Raw genomic sequence first — 11,583 nt, 5'->3', positions numbered from 1 at the left:
CGATAAAACGAGCACGCCGAATAAGCACCAGGTCACAGCGCCGAAAAGCGCAAACGACCGGCACGAACCGGAAGTGGTGTTTCAGAGGATTGGCCACCGCGGGACCGTCCGCGCAGATGCGTGTCCGGTGCTCCCTGCCAGGCAGCTCGAAGAACACTAGACCTCTGGAGTCGCCGGGTCAAGTGGCGCAACCGAATTCTCGGTGCCCTCCTCCGCCGGCAGCTGGAAGGCCAGGACGGCGACGTCGTCGTCGTGCTCGGAGGTCACGCCCATCGCCCGCAGCAGCCGGGCGCAGATCACCTCGGGGGCGCCGATCGCGCCGGTCAGGGTGCGGGCCAGGAGGTCGAGGCCCTGGTCGATATCCTCGTCCCGGCGCTCGACCAGTCCGTCGGTATAGAGGACACCGGTCGTACCGGGGAGCAGGCGCAGGGTGTGGGAGACGTGCAGGCCGCCGCCGGTGCCGAGCGGCGGGCCGTTCTGCTCCTCGCTGCGCAGGATGGTGCCGTCCGGGCAGCGCAGCAGGACGGGGAGGTGTCCGGCGGAGGCGTAGGAGAGGGTGCGGCGCCGCGGGTCCCAGACGGCGTAGGTGCAGGTGGCGATCTGGTTGGCGTCGATCTCCATGGCGAGGCCGTCGAGCAGGCGCATCACCTCGTGCGGCGGGAGGTCGAGGCGGGCGTAGGCGCGGACCGCCGTCCGCAGCTGGCCCATGACGGCGGCGGCGCGCAGGCCGCGGCCCATGACGTCGCCGATGACGAGTGCCGTGCGCCCGCCGTCGATGGCGATGACGTCGTACCAGTCGCCGCCGACCGCGGCCTCGGCGCCGCCCGGCTGGTAGGTGGCGGCGACCCGCAGGCCGGCCGGCTGGTCGAGCTTCTGCGGGAGCAGGCTGCGCTGGAGGGTGACGGCGGCCTCGCGCTGGCGGCGTTCCGCTTCGCGCAGGCGGGCCGCGGCGAGGACCTGGTCGGTGACCTCGGCGGCGAAGATCAGCACGCCGGCGGGCGGTCCCTCGGTGGGGGCGTCGCCGCCCTCCCCCGTGCCGAGCGGGACGCAGGAGACGTTGTAGTAGCGGTTGCCGGTGAGGCCGAGGATGCAGCGGGCCTTGACGCTGCGCGGGCGGCCGCCGCGGATGACCTGGTCCATCAGGGGCAGGACGCCCATGGTGGCGAGTTCGGGGAGCGCCTCGGCGGCCGGCAGTCCGGTGGGGCGTTCGCCGAAGAGTTCGCGGTAGGCGCGGTTGGCGTAGCCGAGCTGGTGGAGCGGGCCGTAGGTGACGGCGACCGGGGCGGGGATGCGGTTGAGGACCTCGCGCAGGTTCTGCGGCTTGTGCGGGTCGGGGAGCTCCGCGGTGGCGGCGGGGCCGGCCGGGTCGCGGGGGCCGGGCACGACGACGCCCTCGGGGCAGGGCGCACCGTCCTCGGTGCCGGTCCCGGGGGGCGGGAGGGCACGCCAGGGGACTCCGGCGAGCCGGGCGCTCCAGCGCATGAGGTTCAAACGACGGCCGCTTCCTCGTTTTCCAGGCATATCATCACTTTTTGTGTGCGCAGCAGCACACGGGGTAATGACCAGGTCGGGCTGATCCTGTCAGGCGGAGGCCCGGTTCCGGAAGTCGCGCGCCCGGCGTGGCCGCCCGATCCGCCGTCCGACCCACTCCCCGGTTCGCCGTCCGGTCGGCCGCCGGCCCGGGTCGGCGGCCGCGGTCACCGGGGAGCATCGGGGCCGGCGTCGGACGGCCGTCCGGGCTCGGGGCCGAACCCCTCCTCGAAGGCCGAACGCGGGTGCTCCATCGCACCCAGCGAGACCGGCTCGCGGGAGAACACCCCGCCCAGCACCCAGTCCATCAGCACCCGCACCCGGCGCTCGGTGCTCGGCAGCCGCCGCAGGTGCCGGGCCCGGTGCAGCCACCAGGCCCGGCGGCCGGTGAGCCTGCCGCCGCGCCGGGTGTGGGCGACGGCCCGGTGCGGGCCGAGCGAGGTCGAGCAGGCGGCGGGGCCCGGCCGGTAGTCGGCCAGGCCCGGGGCGTGCGGGCCGCCGTCCAGGGCCACCACGACGTTGCGGGCGAGCAGCTCGGCCTGGGCGAAGGCGTGCTGGGCGTTGGGGGCGCAGGGGGCGCCGTCCGCGTTCGGGTCCGGTACGGCGGCGCAGTCGCCGGCCGCCCAGACGCCGGGCAGGGCGCGCCCGTCCGGTCCGACGGCCTGCAGGGTCGCCAGGCACCGCACCCGGCCGAGGGTGTCCAGCGGCAGGTCGGTCGCGCGCAGCAGCGGGGACGGCCGGACGCCCGCCGTCCAGACCAGCGTGCGGGCTCCGAAGCGGCTGCCGTCGGAGAGCGCCACGACCCGGTCGGCGGCGGACTCCAGGGTGGTGCTCAGCCGGATGTCGACGCCGCGTTCGCGCAGCTCTCCCAGGGTGTGCCGGGCGAGTTCGGGCGACTCCTCGGCGAGGATCCGGCCGGTCGCCTCGACCAGCACCCAGCGCAGGTCCTCGGCGCGGACGTTGTGGTAGCCGCGCACGGCGGTGCGGGCCATGTCCTCCAGTTCGGCGAGCGCGCCGACGCCCGCGTAGCCGGCGCCGACGAAGACGAAGGTGAGCGCGGCCTGGCGCAGCGCCGGGTCGCGGGTGGCGGAGGCGAGGTCGAGCTGCTCCAGGACGTGGTTGCGCAGGCCCACCGCCTCGCCGACGGTGGAGAAGCCGAGGCCGTGCTCGGCGAGGCCGGGCACCGGCGCCGTGCGGGAGACCGATCCGGGGGCCACCACGAGGACGTCGTAAGGGAGTTCGACCGGGGCGGGGGGTTCGCCGGGGCCCGCGGCGTCGGCCAGGGCGCGCCGGGCGGCGTGTTCGATCCGGGTGATCCGGGCGGTGAGCACCCGGCAGTCCGGCAGGACCCGGCGCAGCGGGACGACCACGTGTCTCGGGTCGATCGAGCCGGCCGCCACCTCGGCCAGCAGCGGGTGGTAGGTGAAGTACGCCTGGGGCTCGACGACGGTGATCTCCGCCTCGCCGCGCCGCAGCCGTTCCCGCAGGGCGCGCTGGAGGTGGAGTGCGGCGGCCGTTCCGGCGCAGCCGCCGCCGGCGATCAGGATCCTGATGGTGCGCCTCCTGCCGATGCGACGTTTCGTCCCGGCCACCCCGCGGCCGGGGGTGTCCCCCATCACGCCCCCTATGAAGGACCGGCGGGGGTCGTCTTGTCCACAGTCCGTACGGGGCTGGTTGCGACGCGAGTGACCGTCGTGGCCAGTTGTGCCTACTGGGCGACTTTCTGACGCACTTTCGGCCTCGGAGAGTGGTGAACTATGGTCGGATTGTGTACCGGGGCGGCCGTCGCCATGACAATCGGCGGCGACGCACCGTGGAGCGGCCACTACGGCCAGTTCCAGCGTTGGCGTGAGAACCCGACTGGGGGACGGTCATCCGGGGAAGGGTAGTTCCCGGACAGGGCCCCGGTCGGTGCCGACGCGCCGAGCCGGACGTGGACCCGGCACGGCGGCACGAACCGTGGTCACCGGATCGGGACGGGCGGCACGAGCATGGGTCATCGGGTCACTTCTGACGGGCCGAGCTGCACCGGGGGGTGCAGGGGCGGGCGACGACAGGGTCCGGTTTCGGACGCCTGCGGGGGAGAGTTGGGATGATGGATCAGGAGCAGGTATTGGGGCGGGCGGGTGCGTCGCAGGTCGGACCGGGCATGGTCCCCGAGCAACGCGGCCCGGTGGACCTGCCGCAGGGCGGGACGGCACCGGCCGGTCTGGCCCGGGCGGCCGTCCCGTACCGGGTCGAGCCCGCGCCGGCCGCCGTGCCGGTGCCGGGGGCCCGGTTGCGGGTGGACGCCCGGCGGAACCTGGAGAGCGTGCTGCGGGCGGCGCGCGAGGTGTTCGGCGAGTTCGGCTACGGCGCGCCGATGGAGGAGGTGGCGCGCCGGGCCGGGGTCGGGGTCGGCACCGTCTACCGGCGCTTCCCGAGCAAGGAGGTGCTGGTCCAGCGGATCGCCGCCGAGGAGGTGGCGTGGCTGACCGCGCAGGCGCGGGAGTCGCTGTACGGCGGTGACGGCGCCTGGGAGGCGCTGGCCGGCTACCTGGCCCGCGCGGTGAGCAGCGGCGCCGGGCGGCTGCTGCCGCCGGAGGCGTTCCGGTACGCGGAGGAGCTGGGCCGGGTGCCCGAGCAGCGGGCGGCGGAGCCGCCGGCCGCGGTCCGCTTCGACCTGCGCGGCGAGGAGGCCCGTTCCGGCGGGGCGGTCGAGCCGTCGGCGGCCGACGCCGATCCCCGGCTGCTGCTCCAGCTGCTGGCCGCGCTGGTGGCGCGGGCCGGTGCGGCGGGCGAACTGCGGCCGGGCGTCACGGTGTCGGACGTGGTGCTGGTGCTGACGGCCTCGGTGCCGGTGCACGCGGCCCGTCCGTCGGTCTCCGCGCCGACGGCCGTCGGTTTCTCGCCGATTTCTCCGCAGACGGAGGGCCAGCCGGTCGCCGGGCCCTCGGACCGGCTGCTGCAGATCCTGTTGGACGGCCTGCGGGAGCGCTGACGCCCGTCGGCCGGCCGGGCCGCCACGCCGGACGGGCACGGGAGTTGGGAGGAGGACCGGCGCGCGACCCGAGTGCGCGCGCCGGGGTGCGGGAGTCGCACACCCCACCACCGCACGCTGGGCGAACGCCCCCGCGACGGCCCCTCGGAGGAGTGGAAGGCGACCGGTCCGGCTACCGCCGATCCCTGCGCTATGCCATCCTTTGCCCGTGGTTGGAGCCAATGTCCCGATGCGCGCCGTTCGCGCGCCGTCGGCGCCGTACGCCGGGGAACCGTGCGCCTACGCACTCCCGCGCGCCCTGCCACACTACGGGGGCTGTCGTGGAATCTGGGGTCCGTTGTGAGCGCCGAGGAACAGAACGACTACGGGTACGGCCTCGACTTCGGGGGCCGCTCCGGTGAGACCGCCGAGGGGTCCGCCGCGGGCCCCTGCAGTCTCGGCAGCGCCGGCGGGACGGCCCAAGTGCCGGGCGCCGCAGCGGGTTCGGCCGCCGGACACGTCCCCGACCAGGCCGGGATGCCCAGCCGCGAGACGCTCTCCGCCTCCGCCGCCGCACTGCCCCCCGGCCGGGTGCCCGGGCAGGCCCCGGCGGGCCGGGGCGGCGTCGCCCCCGAGGCGTTCGTCGGCGAACCGTTCACCGGCGACGGCCGCACCGCCCGGCCGACCGTGCCCGCCCCCGCCGACCCGGTGGACGGCGAGCGCCCGGCCTCCGACTCCGAGTTGACCGCCCGGGTGCGGGCCGGCGACGACACCGCGTACGAGGAGATCTACCGCCGGCACGCCGACTCGGTGCGCCGCTACGCCCGCACCTGCTGCCGGGACAGCTTCACCGCCGAGGACCTCGCGGGCGAGGTCTTCGCCCGCACCCTGCAGGCGCTGCGGGCGGGCAAGGGCCCCGAGTTCGCCGTCCGCGCGTACCTGCTGACCGCCGTGCGCAACGTCGCCGCCGCCTGGCACCGCAGCGAGCGGCGCGAGCAACTCGTCGACGACTTCGCCGTGTTCGCGCAGACCTCGGCCGCCGTGGTCGACTTCGACCTCGCCGACCCGGGCGCCGACGCCTGGGCGATGGCGATGGCCGACCAGCGGATGGTCATGCAGGCCTACGCCGAACTGCCCGAGGACGACCGAATGGTGCTCTGGCACACCGAGGTCGAGCGGGAGTCCCCGAAGACCGTCGCGGTGATGCTCGGCAAGACCGCCAATGCCACCGCCGTCCAGGCCCACCGGGCCCGCGACCGGCTCGCCGCCGCGTTCCTCCAGGCGCACGTCTCGGGCAGCCAGGACAGCGCCTGCGAGGCGTACGCCAACCGGCTCGGCGCGTACGCGCGCGGCTCGCTGCGCAAGCGGGCCTCGGCGGAGGTCGGCCGGCACCTCACTGAGTGCGACCGCTGCACGGCCGCCTGCCTGGAACTGACCGAGATCAACACCGGGCTGCGCGCCCTGCTGCCCGGCGGGGTGCTGGTCTGGATCGGCGTCGGCGGGTTCGGCGCCGCCGCGGCCGCCGTGGGCGGTGCCGCCGCCGTCGGCGGTGCGGCAGCGGCCGGGACGGCCGCCGCGACCTCCGGGTCCGCAGGGGCCGCGGCCGGTGCGGGCTCGGCCGGTGCGGCCGGTGCGGCCTCCGGCGGGGGCGGGGCCGGCGCCGCCGCGGCCGGCGAGGGCCTGGGCACCGCCGCCAAGGCCGGGATCGCCGCCGCCATCGCGGTCGCCGCGGCCGCCGTCGCCGCGTACGCGCTCACCGGCTCACCCGAGCCGCAGCCCCCGGCGGCCGCTCCCCCGGCCCCCAGCGCCCCGGCCGCCGCCTCCCCGGCGCCGCCCGCGCCCGCGTCCGCCGCACCCGCGGCACCCGCCGCGGCCCCGGCTCCCGGCGCTGCCGCTCCGGCCCCGGAGGCGCCCGCGTCGAGCGCCGACACCAAGCCGGCCGCCGCGTCCACGCCCGCCCCGCCTCCCGCCACCACCCGGGCGCCGGAGTCCGGCACGCCCACGTCCGGCAGCCCGAAGACGCCGACGCCGACCTTCACTCCCCCGGTGGTGCCCGTACCGAGCCTGCCGCCGCTGCCCACCCCCGACGTGCCGGTCGTCCCGACGCCCACCCTGCCGCCGGTGCCGACCCCGACCGTCCCCACGCCGACGCCGCCCGTGCTCAGCGACTTCTGGGGCAACTCGCTGCCCGTGCTCAAGCCCGGCAACAACCGGGTGCCGCCGCCCGAGCCGAGCATCCGGCAGAAGGACAGCGACAAGTTCTGGCAGCGGGACGGCGGCTGGATCGGCGGCGACTACCACCCGCACGTGATCACCGTGCACGCCCCGGCGGCCACCGTGATCGACCTCAACCGCACGTGCACGTCCTTCGACGCGCTGGCCGGGGTGGACGACGCCACGATCTCGCCGGGCGGGGTCGTCTTCACCGTCCAGGGCACCGACGGCACCGTCCTGTGGCGCTCCCGCGCGCTGGCCGTCGGCGACGACGCGGTGCCGGTGCACGTGCCGCTGGCCGGGCAGAAGTCGATCAAGCTGTCGGTCACGCCGGTGAGCGGGATCTGGTCGGCGCTGAACGTCGCGGACTGGGCCGAGGCCCGCTTCCGCTGCTCGTGACCCGGGCGCGCTCCGGGCGGTCATGACGGAGGCCCGCTCCAGGGGTGCTGGAGCGGGCCTCGGGTCCGCGGTGCCGTGCCCGGGTTGGCCGCCGGGGTGGGCGGCCTGGGCCCGGTCGGCCGTCAGATGGCGCAGGAGCCGTCCGCGCAGGCCTCCCCGGCCGGGGCGACCTGCACCGGGGCGGGGCGGCGCTCGCCGATCTCGGCGGCGACCTGCTCCAGCACCTTGCCGAAGGTCGCGGCGTCCTGGCCGCCCTGGACGGCCCACTTGCCCTCGAAGACGAAGGTCGGCACGGCGTTGATGCCCAGCTCCCGGCCCTCGGCCAGCTGGGCGTTGACCTCGGCGGTGCCCTCGTCGCCCGCCAGGTAGGCGGTCACCCGGTCCCGGTCCAGGCCGGACGCCACGGCGACGTCGGTCAGCGCGGCACGGTCGCCGACGTCGACGCCGTCGGTGAAGTGCGCCTTCAGCAGCGCCTCCTTCAGCCGCCCCTGGACGGCCGGGCCGTACTCGGCCTCCGCGAGGTGCAGCAGGCGGTGGCCCAGGAAGGTGTTGGCGTGCAGCGCGGCGTCGAAGTCGTACGCGATGCCCTCGGCAAGGCCCAGCTCGGCCACCCGCGCGTCCATCGCCACCGACTGCGGGCCGTAGCGCTCGGCCAGCCAGGCCCGGTGCGGGCTCGCCGTGGCGGGGGCGTCCGGGACCAGCTGGTACGGACGGTAGACGACCTCGACCTGCTCCTTGCCCGGGAAGTCCGCCAGGGCCTGCTCGAAACGGCGCTTGCCGATGTAGCACCAGGGGCAGGCGATGTCGCTCCAGATCTCGACCTTCATGCGGGGGGCTCCAGGGGGCGTCTTGTGGGATGGGGACAAGATGGATGAACGATGAACCATCTCGGTACATTCCCGGCACCCACGGGCGTCTTTCCCGCTCCGCTCCAGGTCAGGCCGCGGGCGGCGCCGGAACCACCAGCACCGGGCAGGCCGCGTGGTGCACGACCGCCGAACTCACCGAACCCATCAGCAACCGGGCGAAGCCGCCGTTGCCCCGGGTGCCGATCACCAGCGTGTGCTGCCGGGTCGCCGCCTCCAGCAGCACCTCGATCACATTGCCCAGCACCACGTGCAGCGACAGCTCCCCCGCGTACGGCACGGGCCGCCGGCGCTGCACGGCGGCCACCGAGCGGCGCAGCCCGTCCGCCATGCTCTCGACCAGCGTCTCCACGCTCTCCTGCACCAGCTCCGCCATCCCCGGGGGGTAACCGGCCGGCGCCGGGTTGACCACGGCGAGCACGTACAGCGGCAGCCCGAACAGCTCGGCCTCCGTCATCGCCCGGTCCAGCGCCCACAGCGACCCGTCCGACCCGTCGCACGCCGCCAGCACCCCGGGCGGCCGCCCCGCCGGCGGACGCCCGAGCACCGACAGCACGACCGGCACCTCCCGCCCCGCGCTCCCACCGGCCACCGCACGTCCTCCTCACCCCGGATCCACACCCCCGCCATCATCACCGCCCCGCCGATCCGGACCCGGCAACCGCGCCGCAGGGCGGGGTGGGGCGGGGGCGCGGGCTGGGAGCAGCGGTCGGCGCGCCGAGGTGTCGGCGGGCTTCAGGAGGTGAGGGCGGGTTGGCGGGGGGTGGGGAGGCCGGTCCAGCAGGCGCCGTGGCGGCGGGCGCGGATGCGGCGGAGCCAGAGTTCGGTGGAGACGAGGTCGGCGAGGCCGGCGAGGGCGGCGGGGGAGAGGGGGGTGGCGGGGTCGGTGGACTGGGCGAGGCCGGCCCGGACGGCGGGGAGGTCGATGAGGCCGGCTTCGGCGAGCAGCGGGGCGTCGAAGAGTTCGGCGAGGCCGTCGGCGGCGAGGCGCAGGCCGGTGCGGGCGGGGGCGGCGCGGTCGGGGCGGGGGACGCGGCCCCAGTCGGGGGGCAGGTCGGTGCGGCCGGCGCCGGTGAGGACGGCGTGCAGGAGGGCGTGCCGGGCGCCGGGCTGGAGGCGGACGTCGTCGGGCAGCAGCCGGGCGGCGCGCACCACCTGGTTGTCAAGGAAGGGCGCGTGCAGCCGCTGGCCGGGCTGTTCAGCGGCGTGCACGAGCGTGCGGAACCCGCGCGCCTGCCGGTAGAGGGCGTGCCTGGCCCGGTGTGCGCCTGGGTGTTCCCCGGGCGCCGGTCTGCGCGCCGCCAGGCGGAGCCGCAGCGCGACCGCGGAGAGCGCCTCGTCGGACAGCCAGCGGGCGGCCGGACCGGGCACGCACCAGGCGAGGTCGGCGGCCGAGCGCGCCCCGGCCGTGCCGGCACCGTCCGGGACGTGGCGGGCGGTCAGCCTGGCGGCCGCCTCGTCCAGCGCCTCGGCGTAGCGGACCCGGGAGAGCCGGTGGGCGGCCCGGACCACGGTGAGCGGGGTGCGCAGCGTGCCGGTGAGGACGCCCGCGGCCGCCCGGTCGGCGCCGGCCAACGCGACCACCGGGGAGAGCAGTTCGCGCGGCCGGCCGGCCCGGAGGAGGTCGGCGAGCCGGGCCGGGTGCCCGTCCAGCACCTGCCGGGCGCCGTAGCCGGTGAGGTGGTCGGTGCCGCCGGCGTCGAAGCGGGCCTCGGCCCGGGCGGCGGCGACGAGTTCGGGCCCGGGCTCGTCGGTGAGCCGGCCGGACTGCGGGTCGGCGCCCGGCCCGGCGTACGGGAGGGTGTCCGGACCGGGGTCGAGCACGGTGTGCCGCAGCCGCGGGGTGTCGGGGGCGAGCGCGAGGCCGGCCGGGGGCTCGGTCTCGCCGAGCGTGACGGCGGCCAACTGCTCGGGGGCGGCGGGTTCCTGGGCGGCGGCGCGGGCCCAGGAGCCCTTGACCGCACCGCTCCTGGCCCCGGCCGCGGCCGCCCGGACCACCGCGGTGGAGGCGGTCGCCGACGGCAGCGGGACGGCGGCGGCGAGCAGGGCGACGGTCGCGGAGGCCGTCCCGTACGACAGGTCGACGCCCAGCCGGGCCCGCCCTACCGGGTCGGCCAGGTCGGGGACGGGGGCGGGCGAGGTGGTGCGGACCCGGGAGCGGACGGACTCCAGCAGGGCGCGGGTGAGTTCGCGGACGGCGGGCGCCTCGTCGCGCGGCTGCTCGGCGCCGGCCGGGTCGTCGTAGCCGGACAGGTACGGGCGGCCGCCGCGGATGCCGAGCACGTGCCCGGGCGGCACCCCCTGGACGCCTTCGTACGGGGTGCCGGTGCCGAGCGCCTCGGGGGACTCGGGGCAGGCGAGCCGGGCGGCGAGGTGGCCGGTGTCCAGCGGGGCGCCGACCAGGTCGGCGAGCGGCAGGGCGGCGGTGGCGTAGGCGGTGCCGCCGGCCCACGGGGTGTGGAAGACGGGCTGGGCGCCGGCGAGGTCGGTGAGCAGCAGGGTGGACCGGGTGCCGGAGCGCAGCACGACGGTGTAGCTGCCGGGCCAGGCGGTCAGGTGGCGGACGGCGCCGCCGCGGGCGGCGGCGAGGCCGGCCGCGAGTTCGGCGTCGGTGGCGCCGCAGTGGCCGAGGACGGCGAGCCGGGAGGTGGCGGGGGTGTCCTCGACCTGGTCGGGGGCGGTGGGGCCGGTGCTGACCACGGCGGGGGCGCCGGGGCGGAGGGTGACCAGGCGGATCTCCCCGGGGCGCCAGTCGCCCACGGCCCAGAGCGGGTCCGGTCCGGCCCAGAGCGGGCGCGCGGCGATCGGCTCGACCCTGGCCAGCGCCTCGTACGCCGGGGTGCCCGCGCTCGACGCGCCCGTGCACCAGCCCGTCAGCCACCGCATCGCGCCTCCACCGGACGAGGACCTGCATCCGTGCGGTGCGTTCGTTCGCCGCCCGCCGGGCGGCCGGGTGGTGTGCCGTGGCGGCCCGTGCGCGTCCCGGCGTGCCCCCGCAGCTCGACGCGCCGTCAGTGGACATCGTGCCACCGCGGGCGGTCGCCGTGGTCGGTGTTTCGGGTTCCGCTTCCGTTCGGACCGCCCGTTCGACGGCAGCGGCGGCGGGGCGGGCCGGCCCGGGTGCGCCTGGGGATGCATTCAAGGGCCCGGGGCCCGGGCGGCGCCCGATCACCCCGGGTGGGCAAATTCCGTGCTTCGTAGGGGAGTTCGATCGTCCGGGCGCTCCCGGGGGGCGGACGGGCCGGGCCTCCCCCTCCCCGGCCCGGACCGCCGACGAACGCCTTTGGCATGGGCATCGCGAGATGGCCGAAAGGCGTCGCCCGGCCCGGGAGGGCATCCGCACGCCCTCCCGGACTCCACCGCCGCCCGCGGGGATTGAGGCGGCGGCGTCCCCCGGCCCGCCGGGTCCTCGACGGCAGGCCGACCCACGACCACCAGCGAATCGCCGACCTGCCGGTCGGGCCAGGGGGCACGGCCGGGCGCACGTGTACACGGGACCGGAGCACGACGCTCCGGAGCGCCGCGCGGTCGGCCGGATCCGAGTGGTCCGGACCAACTCCGGTGCGGCACCGCCGAGTGCGCGATCCCGCCATCCGGAATGCGACCTCTTAACCG

General features: G+C 76.9%; 6 protein-coding genes and 1 pseudogene. 2 read left to right on the top strand and 5 right to left on the bottom strand.

Features of this window, described 5'->3' with window-relative positions; translation table 11 throughout:
• Positions 1-204: 204 nt before the first annotated feature.
• A pseudogene (locus ACWDCZ_RS27425) lies at positions 205-1,491 on the bottom strand (SpoIIE family protein phosphatase); the annotation flags it as partial.
• 206 nt (positions 1,492-1,697) lie between these two features.
• Entirely contained in the window at positions 1,698-3,146 is a 1,449-nt protein-coding gene (locus tag ACWDCZ_RS27420; protein WP_079272033.1) for an NAD(P)/FAD-dependent oxidoreductase, read from the bottom strand.
• 476 nt (positions 3,147-3,622) lie between these two features.
• Here ACWDCZ_RS27420 and ACWDCZ_RS27415 point away from each other — a divergent pair, with 476 nt between their 5' ends.
• Both ACWDCZ_RS27415 and ACWDCZ_RS27410 read left to right on the top strand, forming a co-directional pair.
• On the top strand, positions 3,623-4,510 hold the full coding sequence (locus ACWDCZ_RS27415; RefSeq protein WP_241852827.1) for a TetR/AcrR family transcriptional regulator: 888 nt from the start codon (positions 3,623-3,625) through the stop codon (positions 4,508-4,510).
• Positions 4,511-4,849: 339 nt separating this feature from the next.
• Positions 4,850-7,102, top strand: coding sequence for a sigma-70 family RNA polymerase sigma factor (locus ACWDCZ_RS27410; RefSeq protein ID WP_449817218.1), 2,253 nt, complete (start codon positions 4,850-4,852; stop codon positions 7,100-7,102).
• Between the two features lie 122 nt (positions 7,103-7,224).
• On the opposite strand, the gene ACWDCZ_RS27405 is transcribed toward ACWDCZ_RS27410, so the two are convergent.
• The 3 genes from ACWDCZ_RS27405 to ACWDCZ_RS27395 form a co-directional block, all read right to left on the bottom strand.
• Positions 7,225-7,929, bottom strand: a complete 705-nt coding sequence (locus ACWDCZ_RS27405) for a DsbA family oxidoreductase (protein WP_449817217.1) — start codon at positions 7,927-7,929, stop codon at positions 7,225-7,227.
• 109 nt (positions 7,930-8,038) lie between these two features.
• Entirely contained in the window at positions 8,039-8,560 is a 522-nt protein-coding gene (locus ACWDCZ_RS27400) for a universal stress protein (protein ID WP_074002090.1), read from the bottom strand.
• A 143-nt stretch (positions 8,561-8,703) separates the two neighbouring features.
• Complete coding sequence (locus ACWDCZ_RS27395) at positions 8,704-10,854, bottom strand: asparagine synthase-related protein (RefSeq protein ID WP_449817216.1); 2,151 nt, start codon at positions 10,852-10,854, stop codon at positions 8,704-8,706.
• Positions 10,855-11,583: the final 729 nt, after the last annotated feature.

This window comes from Kitasatospora sp. NPDC001225 (assembly GCF_053597855.1).
Note: the sequence above shows the minus strand (reverse complement) of the source record. Positions and strands in the feature narration are given on the sequence as shown.